Origin of the sequence: Paractinoplanes toevensis, assembly GCF_018332695.1 — a bacterium.
Classification (GTDB): domain Bacteria; phylum Actinomycetota; class Actinomycetes; order Mycobacteriales; family Micromonosporaceae; genus Actinoplanes; species Actinoplanes toevensis.
Genome location: NZ_BOQN01000154.1, coordinates 1 through 15,220, shown reverse-complemented (window position 1 = coordinate 15,220; position 15,220 = coordinate 1). Strand labels below are relative to the sequence as shown.

Annotated in this window: 14 protein-coding genes, 1 other RNA gene and 1 pseudogene; 8 read left to right on the top strand and 8 right to left on the bottom strand. The window is 69.8% G+C overall.

Annotation, left to right across the window (positions count from 1 at the left end; genetic code table 11):
- Positions 1-985: pseudogene (locus Ato02nite_RS47165) on the top strand (hypothetical protein); the annotation flags it as partial.
- A gap of 786 nt (positions 986-1,771) precedes the next feature.
- Here the strand turns inward: Ato02nite_RS47165 and Ato02nite_RS47160 are convergent.
- Positions 1,772-1,978, bottom strand: coding sequence for a hypothetical protein (locus Ato02nite_RS47160; RefSeq protein WP_213013274.1), 207 nt, complete (start codon positions 1,976-1,978; stop codon positions 1,772-1,774).
- 138 nt (positions 1,979-2,116) lie between these two features.
- Positions 2,117-3,142, bottom strand: coding sequence for an aspartate-semialdehyde dehydrogenase (locus Ato02nite_RS47155; RefSeq protein ID WP_213013273.1), 1,026 nt, complete (start codon positions 3,140-3,142; stop codon positions 2,117-2,119).
- 112 nt (positions 3,143-3,254) lie between these two features.
- Here Ato02nite_RS47155 and Ato02nite_RS47150 point away from each other — a divergent pair, with 112 nt between their 5' ends.
- A complete protein-coding gene (locus Ato02nite_RS47150; RefSeq protein ID WP_213013272.1) occupies positions 3,255-4,052 on the top strand; it encodes a class I SAM-dependent methyltransferase in 798 nt (265 codons plus the stop codon).
- Positions 4,053-4,056: 4 nt separating this feature from the next.
- Here the strand turns inward: Ato02nite_RS47150 and Ato02nite_RS47145 are convergent, their stop codons facing one another.
- From Ato02nite_RS47145 to Ato02nite_RS47130, 4 genes are all read right to left on the bottom strand, one after another.
- Positions 4,057-4,662: a M15 family metallopeptidase gene (locus tag Ato02nite_RS47145; RefSeq protein ID WP_246608173.1), complete on the bottom strand. Its 606-nt coding sequence runs from the start codon at positions 4,660-4,662 to the stop codon at positions 4,057-4,059.
- Between the two features lie 65 nt (positions 4,663-4,727).
- Entirely contained in the window at positions 4,728-5,336 is a 609-nt protein-coding gene (locus tag Ato02nite_RS47140) for a GTP cyclohydrolase II (RefSeq protein ID WP_213013270.1), read from the bottom strand.
- Between the two features lie 33 nt (positions 5,337-5,369).
- A complete protein-coding gene (locus tag Ato02nite_RS47135; protein WP_213013269.1) occupies positions 5,370-6,503 on the bottom strand; it encodes an ABC transporter permease in 1,134 nt (377 codons plus the stop codon).
- A 27-nt stretch (positions 6,504-6,530) separates the two neighbouring features.
- Positions 6,531-7,427 (bottom strand): LysR family transcriptional regulator, encoded by an 897-nt coding sequence (locus tag Ato02nite_RS47130; protein ID WP_246608174.1) that lies wholly within the window; start codon positions 7,425-7,427, stop codon positions 6,531-6,533.
- 70 nt (positions 7,428-7,497) lie between these two features.
- Here Ato02nite_RS47130 and Ato02nite_RS47125 point away from each other — a divergent pair, with 70 nt between their 5' ends.
- The 3 genes from Ato02nite_RS47125 (at position 7,498) to Ato02nite_RS47115 (ending at position 11,087) form a co-directional block, all read left to right on the top strand.
- Positions 7,498-8,724 carry an MFS transporter gene (locus Ato02nite_RS47125; protein WP_213013268.1) on the top strand — a complete coding sequence of 409 codons (1,227 nt, stop codon included), beginning with the start codon at positions 7,498-7,500 and terminating at the stop codon, positions 8,722-8,724.
- A gap of 379 nt (positions 8,725-9,103) precedes the next feature.
- Entirely contained in the window at positions 9,104-10,162 is a 1,059-nt protein-coding gene (locus tag Ato02nite_RS47120) for a type I glyceraldehyde-3-phosphate dehydrogenase (RefSeq protein ID WP_213013267.1), read from the top strand.
- Between the two features lie 10 nt (positions 10,163-10,172).
- Positions 10,173-11,087: a threonine/serine dehydratase gene (locus Ato02nite_RS47115; RefSeq protein ID WP_213013266.1), complete on the top strand. Its 915-nt coding sequence runs from the start codon at positions 10,173-10,175 to the stop codon at positions 11,085-11,087.
- Here the strand turns inward: Ato02nite_RS47115 and Ato02nite_RS47110 are convergent.
- The gene (locus Ato02nite_RS47110; RefSeq protein WP_213013265.1) at positions 11,067-11,825 is read right to left on the bottom strand and encodes a sulfite exporter TauE/SafE family protein; all 759 of its coding nucleotides are present in this window, start codon (positions 11,823-11,825) and stop codon (positions 11,067-11,069) included. The two genes, Ato02nite_RS47115 and Ato02nite_RS47110, sit on opposite strands and share 21 nt — an antisense overlap.
- Before the next feature lie 67 nt (positions 11,826-11,892).
- Here Ato02nite_RS47110 and rnpB point away from each other — a divergent pair.
- An RNA gene (gene rnpB / locus Ato02nite_RS47105) (RNase P RNA component class A) lies at positions 11,893-12,282 on the top strand.
- 518 nt (positions 12,283-12,800) lie between these two features.
- Here rnpB and Ato02nite_RS47100 read toward each other — a convergent pair.
- Positions 12,801-13,400 carry a hypothetical protein gene (locus Ato02nite_RS47100; protein ID WP_213013264.1) on the bottom strand — a complete coding sequence of 200 codons (600 nt, stop codon included), beginning with the start codon at positions 13,398-13,400 and terminating at the stop codon, positions 12,801-12,803.
- Between the two features lie 379 nt (positions 13,401-13,779).
- On the opposite strand from Ato02nite_RS47100, the gene Ato02nite_RS47095 reads away from it, so the two are divergent.
- Together Ato02nite_RS47095 and Ato02nite_RS47090 are read left to right on the top strand one after the other, a co-directional pair.
- Positions 13,780-14,385, top strand: coding sequence for a polysaccharide deacetylase family protein (locus tag Ato02nite_RS47095; RefSeq protein ID WP_246608172.1), 606 nt, complete (start codon positions 13,780-13,782; stop codon positions 14,383-14,385).
- Positions 14,385-15,203 carry a 1-aminocyclopropane-1-carboxylate deaminase/D-cysteine desulfhydrase gene (locus Ato02nite_RS47090; RefSeq protein ID WP_213013262.1) on the top strand — a complete coding sequence of 273 codons (819 nt, stop codon included), beginning with the start codon at positions 14,385-14,387 and terminating at the stop codon, positions 15,201-15,203. The genes Ato02nite_RS47095 and Ato02nite_RS47090 overlap by 1 nt, the downstream gene beginning before the upstream one ends.
- Positions 15,204-15,220: the final 17 nt, after the last annotated feature.

Here is a 15,220-nt window from a genome sequence, read left to right as displayed (position 1 = left end):
GGCCTTCGTCGCGCTCTTCGCCGCGGTGGCCTTCGTCGCGGCAGCCGTTCCGATGGCCTTGGCAGCGGCGGTCGGCTTCGTGCCGTTGGCGCGGGCCGCCGTCGCCTTCGTCGCGGCCGCTTTCGTGCCGATAGCCCTGGTGCCGGTGGCCTTCGCCGCACCGGCCCGGGCCGCCGCGGCCTTGGTAGCGGTGGTCTTCGTCGCGGCGGTCTTCTTCGCGGCCGTGCTCTTGGTCGCGGTGGCCTTCGCGACCGCCGTCGTGGAGCGGCCCGCTGCAGCCGTCCGAGAGGCGGCTGCCTTCGTGGCCGTGGCGGCCTTGGCGGCGGTCTTCCGGGCGGCCGCCGTGCGCGGCCCGGTGCTCTTCGCCGCGGTGGCGGCCTGGCGGGTGGCCGTGGTGGCCTGGGCGGCCGACTTGGCGGCGGTCTTCACTGCGGACCTGGCGGTCTTCGCCGCGGACTTGGCGGCCGTCTGCTTGGCCGGGTCCGGCGTGATCACCGGCATGCCGGAGATCGAGCCGATGACGGCCGGCATGTCGGTCTGCCGGCTGCGTCGGGGCGCCGACTTCTTGGCCGGCGCGATGCCGGACTCGGTCGGCTCGGACATCACGGGTTCGGGTGCCAACGGCATGTCGTCATCCATGTCTGCGGCCGGGGTGGGCTCCGGCGGAATCGTCGCCGTGGTCATCCCCGGCATCGGGCTGAGTGCGGCCGCGGTGCGCCGCGGTGTGACCGGCCGGCTCTTGCCGGCGACGGACCGCCCGGCGGCAGCCGTCTTGACGCCCGCCGTCCGGGCCGAGCCAACCTTCATCCCGGCACCGCGGGTCGGCGCCGCACCGGTCCGGGACGTGGCGGTCGCGGCCGGCTTAGAGGTGGCCGGCTTGGGGGTGGTGGGTTTGGCGGGACGCACCGGCTTCGGGGCCGGCTTGGCCGCCCCGGCCCGCGAGACGGTCGCCTTGCCGGCAGCCGTCCGCCCGGCCGTAGCCTGACCGGCAGTCACTCGACCGGCCGTAGCCTGGCCCGCAACCGCACGCCCGGTGGCCGCCCGACCGGCAGTGGTCTGACCGGCGGTGATCTGACCGGCAACCGCACGCCCGGCAGCCGCCCGACCGGCAGTGGTCTGACGGGCAACCGCACGCCCGGCTACCGCACGCCCGGCAGTGATCTGACCGGCAACCGCACGCCCGGCAATCGCACGCCCGGCAGTCGCCCGACCGGCGGTGGCCGGCCCGGCCGCGGCGCGGCCGGCAGCGGTCTGTCCGGTGACCGTGCGGCCGGTGGTCTTGCCGGCGAGGCCGGCCTTCACGGCCATTGCCATACCGTTTTTTCGTGAAATTTCGGACCGGGCCGGAGCAGCGGATTTCGCGGTCGCGGAGGTCTTCGCTGCGGATCGGGTGCCGGCCGGCTTCGTCGGCGCGGAACGGGCCGCGGCGGGCTTGGTGGGCGCCGGCTTCGTCGTCGCGGAGCGAACTGCGGCGGGCTTGGCCGGAGCCGGCTTCGTCGCCGTGGCGCGGTTCGGGGTGCTGGGCTTGGGCACCGCGGGGCGGGTCGTGGTCGTCGTGCGTACCGTCGTCGTCTTGGCGGTCCGGGAGGTCGCGGCCGCGACCTTTGTCCCGGAGACGCCGGCGCGCGTGGGCTTGCCGGAAGCTGACGCTCTGGTCGAAGCCTTTTTGGCAGCGGCCATCTGGGTGTTCCTCCTTGCGAATGACTGCGGGCTCGTCTCCGCCTGGAGACTACGAATTCCGGCTTGGACACAGGGGGTCGCTAAGCCGGTGTTAGCTTTCCTCCCCGGTCCAGCGGGCATCCTCGGCATCCCACTCGGCATTGCGCTTCTCGACGGTTTCGAGTGCCCGCGTCGCTTCGTCAGCCGTGGCGTAGGGGCCGAGCCGGTACTGAGCGGGACACACGTCATCGCCAGTCTCGACACGGCTGTCGCGAAGGCACCAGAAGTAGCCGCCTCCGCCGGGCCCACTGTCGTTCATGCAATCACTGTGCACCTCAAACCGACCATCCGCCACCGATTCGGGCAAAAAGTCCTAGATTTCCACTTTGGACTTCACGTTTGGGGCAGCAAAAACCGCCCCGGCCGAGGCACGACCGGGGCGGTTCATCCGAAAGATTCAGCGCAGTTCGGCGGCCACCAGCTCGGCTACCTGTACGGCGTTGAGCGCCGCTCCCTTGCGCAGGTTGTCGTTGGAGACGAAGAGCGCGAGCCCGTTCTCCACCGTCTCGTCGGCACGGATCCGGCCGACGTAGGACGGGTCGCGACCGGCCGCCTCGAGCGGGGTCGGCACGTCGGACAGCTCCACACCGGGCGCGGTCGCGAGCAGCTCGCGGGCGCGCGCGGGGCTGATCGGCCGGGCGAACCGGGCATTGAGCTGCAGCGAGTGGCCGGTGAACACCGGGACCCGCACGCAGGTGCCGGAGACGAGCAGACCGGGGAGGTCGAGAATCTTGCGGCTCTCGTTGCGGAGCTTCTGCTCCTCGTCGGTCTCGTCGCGGCCGTCGTCGACGATCGAGCCGGCCAGCGGCAGCACGTTGAAGGCGATGGTCTTGCTGAACGAGCGGGGTGCCGGGAACTCGACGGCCGCACCGTTGTGGGTGAGCTCGGTGGCCCGGTCGGCGACCTTCTTGATCTGCTCGTCGAGCTCGCTCACGCCGGCCAGCCCGGCGCCGGAGACGGCCTGGTAGGTGGTGGCGACGAGCGCGGTCAGGCCGGCCTCGTCGTGCAGCGGGCGCAGCACCGGCATCGCGGCCATGGTGGTGCAGTTCGGGTTGGCGATGATGCCGAGTGGCCGGTTGCGCGCCGCCAGGGGGTTGACCTCGGAGACGACGAGTGGCACCTGCGGGTCCATCCGCCAGGCGGAGGAGTTGTCGATGACCACGGCACCGGCCTCGGCGACGCGCGGCGCGAGCTCCTTGGAGCTGCCCTTGCCGGCCGAGAAGAGCACGATGTCGAGCCCGGTGTAATCCGCGGTGGACGCGTCCTCGACGGTCACCTCGCCGTCACCCCATCCAAGGGTGCGGCCGGCGCTGCGGGCGGAAGCGAAGAGCCGAAGCTGGTCTACGGGAAATTCGCGCTCGGCCAGGATGCGGCGCATGACGCCACCGACCTGTCCCGTCGCGCCGACGATGCCGATCCTCATGCCGACAAAAGTACGGCCTGACGTGCCCGCGGAGAAATCGCATAATCCACCGCGTACCGAATGATGGGATTTTTGTTCCAAATAGCAAGACGACGGGGCTAGCTTCGAAGGCATGGCGACCTACACGCACGGACATCACGAGTCGGTCTTGCGCTCACACCGCTGGCGCACCGCAGAGAATTCGGCGGGCTACCTGTTGCCGCGGCTGAATTCCGGAGTTTCGGTGCTCGACGTCGGTTGCGGTCCCGGCACCATCACGGCCGACCTGGCGAGGATCGTCACACCGGGCCGGGTCACCGCCCTGGAGGTCACCGCGGCCGCGCTCGACCTGGCCCGCGCCGAGATCGACCGGCGCGGCCTGACCAACGTCGACTTCGCGGTGGGCGACGTGCACGCCCTCGACTTCGCCGACGACACGTTCGACGTGGTGCACGCCCATCAGGTGGTGCAGCACGTGACCGATCCGGTGGCCGCGCTGCGCGAGATGCGCCGGGTCGTCAAGCCGGGCGGCGTGGTGGCGGTGCGCGACAGCGACTACGCGGCGTTCACCTGGTTTCCGGAGCTGCCCGAGCTGAGTGAGTGGCTCGATCTCTACCAGCGGGTGGCCCGCGGCAACGGCGGCGAACCCGACGCGGGTCGCCGGCTGCTGGCCTGGGGTCGCGCGGCCGGATTCACCGACATCACCGCGACGTCGAGCACGTGGTGCTTCGCCAACCAGGAGGACCGGGACTGGTGGGGCGGCATGTGGGCCGACCGGGTGCTGAAGTCGGACATGGCGGCGACCGCGCTGCGCACCGGTGCCGCGACCCAGGACGACCTGCAGCGGATCTCGGATGGCTGGCGCGCGTGGTCCGCCGACCAGGACGGCTGGCTGTCCCTGCTGCACGGAGAGTTGGTAGCCACCAAGTAGAGGGCTACGAAGTGACCAGGCCGGGGACCTTCTCCGGCTTGAAGCCCCAGTGCCAGCTCTCCCGCGACGCCGTGTTGTAGAAGCCGTACTTGTCGGCGTTCTGCCGCACCCAGGCCAGTGCCTTGCTGTTCAGGTCGAGGTCGGTGGCCATGCCCCAGCCGTGTTCGCTGGTGCCGGGCTTGGCCGCCAGCCCGCCCTGGGAGTAGAGACCTTTCCGCTTGGCCAGGTCGACCTGCTCGGCGTACGGGCGGTACGAGTCGGTGATGCCGATGGTCACGCCGTCCTTCTTGGCGTCCGCGATCATCTGGGTCAGCTTCTCGGCGGCCGGTGCCCACAGCTTGTGCCGGGTCTCGCCGACCTGCTGCAGCGCGTTGGACGGGATCTTCCCGTTGCCGTACGCGGTCAGTTCGGTCGGAATGCCCTTGGCATTGAGCGAATAGGTGCGCCCGGACGTCGGCGCCTGCTGAACCGCCTGTTGCAGGTAGCTGGCGAAGTCGTCGCCGGCGCCGGCGGTCGGCGTGCCCTGCTGGCCCGGCGTCGTGGTGGTGGCCGTCTTCTGTGTCTGCAGCGCGATGATCCGGCTCTGGATGTCCGCGATTCGCGAGTTCACTCCCTCGATTCCCACGCAGTTCCGTTCGGCGCGGGCCCGGGGACATCTGAGCCGGAATCCGGAAGTCAGCCGGCCAGCGGCAGCGTGATCGTGTGCCCGGTGTGCTCGACCTTGGCCTGCAGATATCGGACGTTGGCCGCGGAGGCGTACACCCCGGTCGGAAGCACCTCCCGCACCGAGATCCCAAGCCGCCCGATCTGGGCGGGTTTATCGGGGTTGTTGGTGAGGAGGTCGATCGACGTGGCGCCGAGCACGGTCAGCATCTGCGCCGCCGCGGAATAGTCCCGCTCGTCGTCGAGATGTCCGAGTGCCCGGTTTGCCGCATAGGTGTCCAGCCCGGTGTCCTGCAACGCGTACGCGTCGAGCTTCGCGTACAGCCCGATCCCCCGGCCCTCCTGGCGCAGGTAGAGCAGGTAGCCACCGGCGACCGAGATCCGCTCGACCGCCTCGCGCAGCTGCGGGCCGCAGTCGCACCGCTGCGACCCGAAGACGTCCCCGGTCAGGCACTCGGAGTGCAGCCGCACCAGCGGGGTCTCGGCCGCCGGCCCGAACGCCAGCGCCAGGTGCTCCTTGCCGTCGGCGAGCCCGGTGAACGTGGTCACCCTCGCGACGGCCTCGAAACCGTCGGGAAAGCGCAGCGGGACGGTGACGCTGGTGCGGATGGCGGCGGACATGCCCGCCACGATCGGTCGCCCGGGCCCCCGGCCTTAGAGGTTCACCGGCTCCCGGCGCTCGCTGCCCTCGATCCGCTCCACGAACTCCAGCTCGACCTCGGACTTCCGGTTCTTCCGGTTCGGCAGCATGTTGGTGATCAGCACGACCAGCGCGCCGATGCCCGCGTACAGGCCGAGGACCAGCAGGTGCTGGTGGATCGGGGCGGCCGGGAAGTAGAGATCGTCGCGGACCGCCTGCACGCCGGCGCCGGTCGGCAGGTTCTCGCCGAGGTGCTTGCCGAAGGACGGCAGGAACTCCGGCAGGATGCTGGCGCCGGAGATGACCGTGCCGAGCGTGAAGTACATCGCGCCGATCAGGGCGCCGGCCGGCCCGAACAGGGCGACCGCGCCGGCCGTGGAGGCGGTGATGGCCAGCGAGATCAGCGAGAAGATGCCGAGCATCTCGCCCCGGTCGGCGGTCTCCCCCACCCCGAACCAGGTCATCGACCAGAGGATCACGGCGGCCGAGGCCACCGCGTAGATGATCAGGATGGAGACGTGCGCGATGCCGCGCCGCCAGGAGCGGCGGGTCCGCGGGATCAGCCGGCCGAGACCGATCGACGCGATCGTGCCGCCGAGGGCGAGAGCCTGGGTGAGGAAGCCGAGCGAGACGCCGTTGACGTCATCGCTGGGCAGCGGCACCACGTCGGTGACGGTGGGTGGCGTGTTCAGGTCCTTGGCCGCACTGACCGTCATGGTGTCACCCGCGTCGGCCGCCTCGTCCAGGGCGGCCGCGGTCTGCTGCTGCACGACGCCGGTGTAGGTCGACTTCAGCAGGGTCGCGGCCGCGGTGCCGGCCGCCCCGGCCACGTAGAGGTGCGGCTTGCTGGCGGTGATGTCGACACCGCCGTACACGTCGCGGCGCTTGATCGCGATGATCAGGTCGTCGGCGGTGGCGTAATCGGTGACCTTGAAGTATTCGTTCTGGGTGAGCAGCGTCATCACCGCGGTCCGCTTCGCGGCCGGCGACACCAGGCCGACCGGCAGGTGGTGCGGCTGCGCTTTGTGGCCCATGCCCAGGTAGTACGCGGTCAGCCCGAGCTGCACGAGCACCCCGATCAGGCAGACCGCCATCGCGAAACGCCGGAACTGCGACACCGACTCCACCGGCTGGTTCTCTTGCGTCACTCCCCGAGCATTACGGACTAAACCGCATCATGCGGCCGTTTCGCCGATCAGGGCGAGAAGAGCCCGCGCCGCCGCGCTCGGCGCCCGCAGCGCCGACACGGCCACCCCGAGGGGCCAGTCCAGGTCCGCACCGGTCACGCTTTTCAGGATCAAACCCCGCCGATCCGGTACGGCGAACGGCGGCAGAACGGCGATACCGAGCCCTTCGCGTACGAAGCTGGCCCCGCTCCCGATGTCGATCACCTCGATGCCGACCCGCCGCTGCACCCCGGCCGCCGCGAACGCCCGGTCCACCACCACCCGGTTGCCGTAGCCCTCGGGAAAGTCCACGAACGGCTCGTCGGCCAGGTCGGCGATGGTCACCTCGTCGGTCCCGGCGAGCCGGTGGCCCTCCGGAAGCACCAGGTCGAGTCGCCGCCAGGCCACCTGCCGCACGGTGATGCCGGCCGGCGGCCGCCCCGGCACCGACACCAGCGCCAGGTCGAGCGAGCCGTCGGTGAGCGCGTCGAGCAGGCCCACCGAACCCCGCGGCGAGACGGTGAGCTGCAGTTTCACCCCGGGGTGGGTGCGGTGGAAGGAGCCGATCAGGGTCGGCACGTCGATCAACCCGACCGAGGTGAGGGTGCCGATCCGCAGCGTGCCGCGCAGCCCGCCGTGCACCTCGGCGACCGCGTCCCGGGCCGCCTGCGCGGCGTCCAGCGCGGCCCGCGCCCGGGGCAGCAGCGCCTCCCCCGCGTCGGTCAGCGTCACCCGCTTGGAGTTGCGTTCGAGCAGGTCCGCACCGAGATCGCGCTCCAGTGCTTTGATCACCGAGGAGACCCCGGACTGGACGACGTGCAGCCGGGCCGCGGCGCGGGTGAAGCTGCGCTCCTCGGCCACCGCCACGAAGTACTCGAAGTGCCGTAGTTCCACGTCGCCGATCATCTCATCCACAGATGCTTGTCAGCAGTAATCATCGTTGGACGAGATGCTTGTGTCGGCGCAATCTGGGCTCATGACAGTCCTGACCCGCCCTCGGCCGAAGAGGGAACAGACCGGCTCGGCCCGGCACGGCGTCGCCTTCTGGCTGATCGCGGCGGTGTTCGTGGTCTCGCTGGCGTTCTCCACCGTGCCCGCCCCGCTCTACCCCCTCTACCAGCGGCAGGACGGCTTCTCGTCGTTCACCGTGACGATCGTCTTCGCGGTGTACGCGGTCGGTGTCATCGTCAGCCTGCTGCTCGCCGGGCACGTCTCGGACTGGGCCGGCCGGCGCCGGATCCTGCTCCCCGCGCTCGGCCTGGAGATCGTCGCGGCCGTGCTCTTCCTCACCTGGCCGGCCCTGCCCGGCCTGATCCTGGCCCGGTTCCTGACCGGCCTCGGGGTCGGCCTGATCACCGCGACCGCCACGGCATACCTGCTCGAACTGCACACCGCGCACCGCCCCGCCGCCGCCCGCACGCGCTTCGAGATCGTCTCGGCCGCCGCCAACCTGGGTGGGCTGGGCGCCGGCACCCTGGTCGCGGGAGCACTGGCCCAGTTCGCGCCGGCTCCACTGCGTACGCCGTACGTCGTCTTCCTGGTCCTGCTGGCACTCGGCGTGGCCGCCGTCGCGGCCGCGCCCGAGACGGTGAGCGCGCCGCCGGAAAGGCCGGTCTACCGGCCGCAACGCATCCGGGTGGCCGGCGGCGACCGGATCGCCTACCTGGTGGCCGCGGCCGGGGCGTTCACCGCGTTCGCCGTGTTCGGCCTGTTCACCTCGCTCGCGCCGGGCTTCGTCGCCGGCTCGCTGCACCACCCGGGCCGCCTGCTGGCCGGCACCACCTCGTTCCTGGTGTTCGCGGCGGGCGCCGCCACCCAGTCGGCGTCCGGCCGGCTGACCCCGCGGCAACGTTTCCTGACCGGCCTGCTCGCCCAGGCCGCCGGGCTGCTGATCGTCGCGGCCGCGACCCAGGTCACCTCGCTCTGGCTGTTCCTGGTCGGCGGCGCGATCGCCGGTGCGGGCGCCGGGATCCTCTTCAAGTCGGGCGTCGGGGTGGTCGCTGCGGCGGCCGCGGCCCACGAGCGCGGCGAAACCCTGGCCGGACTGTTCCTGATCGCCTACCTCGGACTGGTCGGCCCGGTGCTCGGCCTGGGCATCGCGACCCGCTATGTCGCGACCACCACGGCGATGCTCTGGTTCACCGGATTCCTGCTGGCCCTGCTCGCCGGTATCGCGGTTCTCGATCGTTCCCGCCGTTCTTGAAACGATTTGGTGATTACCACCACGGCGCTGGTCGGCGGCGGAATACCGATCAGCACCGTCCGGCTTGGAATTCTCGGAGAAAAATGGCACGCCTGGCCGGAAAACGCGCGACTGATCCGGAACACGCGGCCATCGACCAAGACCAGAATCACCGTTTCCAGCGATGTCCCATCAAGCGCCAGCAATGCCCGATAGTGGTCGTTCACCCGTTCGACCTGCTCTTATGTGGATCAAGGTAACCCTGTGACGCGCTCCGCGTTGACGTGCAAGTTGCACGACTCATAGTGTCGAGGGCGTGACGGCGGGTGGAACCTGGGGCAACCGAGGCCTGTTCGACGGCACGCGGCAACGGGGATCACGAGCGGCGTAGGAGCCTTCGATGACAGTCACGATCGGCATCAACGGTTTAGGACGGATCGGCCGAAGCGTCACCAGGATAGTGGCGGGAGCGAGGGAATCCGGAATATCCATTGGGGCCGTGAACGACCTTGCGTCGATCGAGAAAATGGCATACGGACTGCGTCGCGACAGTATTCGCGGCGCATTTCCCGGCACCGTCACGGCGCGCACCGATCACCTGGTCGTCAATGACCAAGCTATCCGCGCCTTCCACCACGCCCAGCCGGAACGCATTCCGTGGGCGGACGCCGGTGTCGACGTCGTCATCGAGGCCACCGGCCGGTTCCGGGCCGGCACCACGGCCCGGACGCACATCACCCACGGCGGTGCGCGCAAGGTGGTGATCAGTGCGTCGGCCGACGACCCGGACGCGTTCCTGGTCTACGGCGCCAACCACCACATCTACGACCCGAGCCTGCACGACGTGGTCTCCCCCGGATCGTGCGGCGTCAACGCGCTGACCATCATGGCCAAGGTCCTGCTGGATCGATTCGGCCTGCGATCGGTGAACACGTCGGTGGTGCTGGCCACCCAGGGCTGGCAGCGGGCGCAGGACTCGGTGATCGGCACCTCCCGCGACGACCCGCGGCTCGGCCGGGCCGGCGGCGAGAGCATCATCCCGCACAACTACGTGGTCGGTGACCTGGTGCGGGTGGCGCTGCCGGAGATCGGCGAGATGCGCTTCAGCTACTACTGCGTGCCCACCCCGATCGGCTCGCTCGCCGAGCTCGCCGGGCAGACCGACCGACCGGTCAGCGTCGAGGAGGTCAACCGGGCGATGGCCGAGGCGGCCGGCGGTCCGCTGCGCGGCATCCTGGCGTACGACCCCGACCCGACCGTCTCCGTCGACGTCAAGAACAACCCGGCGTCCTGCCTGTTCGACCCGTCCGGCACGCAGACCACCGCGGACGGCGGTGTGAAGGTGCGCGGCTGGTTCGACAACGAGTGGGGTTTCTCCAACCGTCTGCTCGACCTGGTGAGGCTGGTAGGTGAACGCTCACCCGTCACGTCCCGCCGAGTGACCTGGAGCATCGCCTAGAGTCGGTTTGATGATTTCTCAGGTTGAGGTAACGGCGGCGGCGGAACGAATCGGCGATCGGGTACGGCGTACCCCGGTCATGCGGGCCGACCGGCAACTCTGGTTCAAGCTGGAACTGACGCAGCACGCCGGAAGCTTCAAGACCCGCGGCATGTTCAACCAGATCCTCGCCGCCGGCCCGCTCCCGGATTCCGGCATCGTGACGGCGTCCGGCGGCAACGCCGGTCTCGCCGCCGCATACGCGGCACGCGAGGTGGGCGTGCCCGCCGAGGTCTACGTGCCGGAGAGCGCGCCCGCCGTCAAGGTCGCCAAGCTGCGCAAATACGGCGCCCGGGTGGTCCAGGTCGGCCGGGAGTACGCCGAGGCGGCCGCCGCCTCGGTGGCGCGTTCGGCGGAGACCGGGGCGCTGTTGTGCCACGCCTACGACGACCCCGACATGGTCGCCGGCAACGGCACCCTCGGCCTGGAGTTGCTCGAGCAGCTGCCGGACGGCTTCGACACCGTGCTGGTGGCGGTCGGCGGTGGCGGCCTGATCGCCGGGATGATCGCCGCCGTCCGCTCCTCGGCCCGGGTGATCGCGGTCGAGCCGACCACGTCCGCCGCCCTGCACGAGGCGCTGCGCGCCGGCGGCCCGGTGGACGTGCCGGTCTCCGGGGTGGCCGCCGACTCGCTGGGCGCCCGCCGGGCCGGCCGGATCGCCTACGAACTGGCCGCCGACGCCGGCATCTCGTCGATCCTGGTGGACGACAAGGCGATCGTCGACGCCCGGCGGCGGTTGTGGGACGACTACCGCCTGGCCGTCGAGCACGGCACCGCGGCGGCGCACGCGGCCATCACGTCGGGCGCCTATCTCCCCGGGCCGGACGAGCGGGTCGTCGTGCTGCTCTGCGGCGCCAACACCTCGCTAACGGACGGCCTTGTATAGCAACACCAACCCGATCACCGTGCCGAACGTCACGATGATCGCCTTGAGGACGCGCGCGGGCAGCCGGCGAGCGACTCTCGCCCCCACGTACCCGCCTACGATGGTCGCCGGCGCCAGCGTGAGCACCGCACCCCAGTGCACCGGTCCGAAGATCCCGAAGACGACGACGGTGACCAGACCCACCGTCGCGGAGAGCACGTTCTTCAGCGCGTTGATCCGGTTCAGCGGCTCATCCAGGATCAGCGCCAGCGCCGCCACATACATGACACCGAGAGCCGCACCGAAGTAACCGCCGTAGATCGCCCCCACGAATACCACGACCTGCAGCGTCAATCTTTTATGGGACATTTGCCGCGGATGCCCGACGAGGCCGCGCAGCCGCTCCTGAAAGGCCAGCGTCGCCGCCGCCCCCAACACCAGGAACGGCACGATGAGCTCGAACGCCCGGGCCGGCGTGAGCAGCAGCAACGCACAACCCAGCACCGCCCCGACCACGCTCGCCGGCAGAATCGCGCGCAGCCGCCGCCCCTGCCCCGCAAGATCAGCCCGGCTCCCGGCAACACTCGACACATAACCCGGAAAGACCGAGACCGAGTTGGTGACGTTCGCATCGACGCTGGGCAGCCCCGTAGCGATCAGGCTCGGAAAGGTGATCAGCGACCCGCCACCCGCGATCGCATTGACCCCGCCCGCCGCGACACCCGCGACGATCAGCAGAAGAACATGCGTGAAGTCCATGACGATCCCGAATCTACGTGCCCGCCGAAGGCCGCTCCACCGCCGCCCGTAGGATTGCGGCGACGGACGAGTCGGCCGGGCGGTCGCGTCGGCGCCCCAGTGGCGTCACCGAGGAACGTCCGGACTCCGCAGAGCAGGGTGGTTGTTAACGGCAACCCGGGGCGACCCGCGGGAAAGTGCCACAGAGAACAGACCGCCGGCCTTCGGGCCGGTAAGGGTGAAACGGTGAGGTAAGAGCTCACCAGCACCCCGGGTGACCGGGGTGGCTCGGTAAACCCCACCCGGAGCAAGGCCAAGTAAGGCCGCCGCAAGGCGACCGGCGCAGGCATTCGAGGGCTGCTCGCCCGAGCCTGCGGGTAGGCCGCAAGAGCCCACCGGCAACGGTGGGCCGAGATGGATGACCGCCCCAGGCGATTTATCGCCAGGACAGAATCCGGCGTACAGGCCGACTCGTCCGTCCTTCACTCCGGCGATGCCTAGGCACCTTTGAGGTCAGGGTCGCGAGAATCAGACCCTTCTCCGGTACGGGCACACCGTCAACAACCGCAACCACCCCCGACCGCCGCCACACCGCGACCAGCCTGCAACACCGGCACGCGCGGCGACTCTCGCGCAACCACACAGCCCCACGCCTTGCCCGCGTACCCCCTGCCCGCCGCTCTGCCCGGAGGGATTCGGTGAGTATCCGGCCCGCGGTAACGCGGCCGATGCCCTGCCGCGGCGCTCGGCATCATAGATCTTGCGGACTTGCCGCTCTGTCCGCACGACAAGTCCAAGCTCGCGTGTGGCCGAGCTGCCGGGATCGGACATAGGCGGTATGTCGTTTCTTCTGACCGCCGGGTGGCTTGGGGCCGGGCTCGCCCGCCGCGGGCGCGGGGAGGGTGAGTTGCACCTGCCGGGACCGCGTGCCACGGGAGTGAGCCGGCGCGTACGGAAAGGGATGATCTTCCGCGCGGAAGCGTCCCGCCCTCCGTTTCAAGGAAGCGTGGGCCGGGGTCCCGTGCTTCTGGAATTGGCGGGACCGCGACCCGAAAGGATCTCTAGTCCGCCACCGCGGTGGCCCATGTCTTCGGCGGTGGTCGAGCCGCCCAGCTTCATTGACGACCGGGCGGTGTCGACGAAGCGATCTCGGGCCCGCCACAGGGCGGAATCGGCCCGCGTCCAGTCTTCCTCAGTCAGCGGCTCGGGGCTCTCGAAGACGAGATCGCTCATTTCATGACCGGCCTCGTGCAGGGCGATAGCGGCCCGGACGATCGACCGAGTGCCCAAGATCCGAAGCCGGGTCAGAATTTCCATCTGCGCGTCGTGTGCTTCTCGGGCTTGGGCCTGCGCTTTCTCGACCTCGGGCGAATCCCCTTGTGAAGACCGCAACGTCGCCCCTTGCCGGCACGATCGGCTGCACGTGAAGCTCGCCTTCATGTAGTCGGTGAACGCGTCCACGAGAGCCTCCCGCGCCCAGCGGGCGTGTTCCCGTCGTCCCGTCACGAACAGGCTGACTCCGGTAAGGGCCGCCGCGACTGATGCGGCGGTCGCGGCGATCACGGGTGCGAGATTCGACATGTCGGCCTCCATCACCGGCTGGGACCCTCATGGTCCGGTCGCCGAGCAAGCCGGGCCGACCCGCGGGGTGCGGTGGTAGGGCGGGCGCGGGACCGGAGCGGTTCGGCCTTTCGGCCGAGGGGCGGCGGTCGGTCTCCGTCCCGGGCGGGATGCTGGCCGGGGTACTGATCAACGATTGTGGTCGATCATGGGGGATCGTGCGGGGCGGGTTAGTCGGCGGGCGTTGTTTCGCGGGGCTGGGCTTGCGGTTTCGGGGGCGGCGCTCGGCGCGGTCGGTGTTTCGGAGATTCCGCGGTGGTGTGGCTGGGATCATCCGCCGCTCTCCGGCGGGTATGCCGCGGCCGCCGACAATCAGGCGGCGGTCGGGTCGTCGTCGGTCAATGTTCGGTATTTCGTGGAGACCACTCGGCCGCTGGTGGCGTTGACGTTCGATGACGGGCCGGCGCCGCGGTACACGCCGCTGTTTCTCGATGTTCTCGAGGATGCCGGGATTCCGGCCACCTTCTTCATGGTCGGGCGTAATGTCCGCGACCATGCTGATCTGGTGCAGGATCGGCTGGGCCGGCACGAGGTGGGTAACCATTCGTGGGCGCATCGGGATCTGGCCACCATGGACCTGCCGGGAATTCAGGACGATCTGCGGCGTACGCACACGGTCATTCAGGAAAAGCTCGGGCGTACGCCGGTGTTGATGCGGCCGCCGTTCGGGCATCTCGGTGGTTCCACCGTGCTGGCGGCCGATTCGCTGGGCTATGACCTGGTGCTCTGGGATCGGCAGATGCGGGAGCGGCGGTTCGCCGACGACCCGGCCGCGCAGGCCCGCGACCTGGTGGAGACGGTGCGGCCGGGGTCGATCGTTCTGGCCCATGACGTGGGCGACAAGCGGCGGCTGGTGGCGTTGCGGGCGCTGCACGACCTGGTCGCGGGGCTGAAGGCGCGCGGGTTCGAGTTCGTCACCGTCTCGGAGCTGATCGCGGACCGGTCGACTAGCGTGAGCTAGTGGAATTGCGGCTGCCGTCGCCGTTGGAGCGGCTGGATGATGAGCGGCTGGGTGGCGTCGAGCTTTTCCTCAAGCGGGACGACCTGATCCATCCGGATTTTCCGGGGAACAAGTGGCGGAAGCTCAAGTACAACCTGCGGGCGGCGGGCGAGCAGAACCACACGACCCTGTTGACGTTCGGCGGTGCCTTTTCCAATCACCTGCTGGCGACCGCCGCGGCCGGGCACCATTTCGGGTTCGCGACGGTCGGTATCGTCCGGGGCGAGGAGCACTTGCCGCTCAATCCGGTGCTGGCGCGGGCCACCGCTCTCGGCATGACTCTCGCCTACCTCGATCGGGCGAGCTATCGCGAGAAGGCGGAGACGGGCCTGCGGGAGGCGTACGGCGATTTCTTTCTGATCCCGGAGGGCGGCGCCAATGCGTACGCCCTGCGGGGTTGCTCGGAAATTGTCCCCGAGATCGACCGGGACTTCGACGTCCTCTGTTGCTCCAGTGGAACGGGCGCCACCCTGGCCGGGGTCGCCACGGCCTTGAAAGCCCACCAGCGGGCGGTCGGTTTCTCGGCCCTGAAGGGCGATTTCCTCGCGGGTGACGTCGCCCGGCTGCAGGCGGGAAGGCTCACCGCCAACTGGTCGATCGACAACCGCTTCCACTTCGGCGGGTTCGCGAAGCGGGACGCGACTCTCACCGCTTTTGTCGAGGACTTCGAAGCCCGGCACGGGATCGCGCTGGACCCGGTCTACGAGGGCAAGATGATGTTCGGGATTTTTACCGGGCGCCTTTTCCCGGCCGGGACCCGGGTGGTCGCCCTGCTCTAGGTGTACTGACCCGAGAG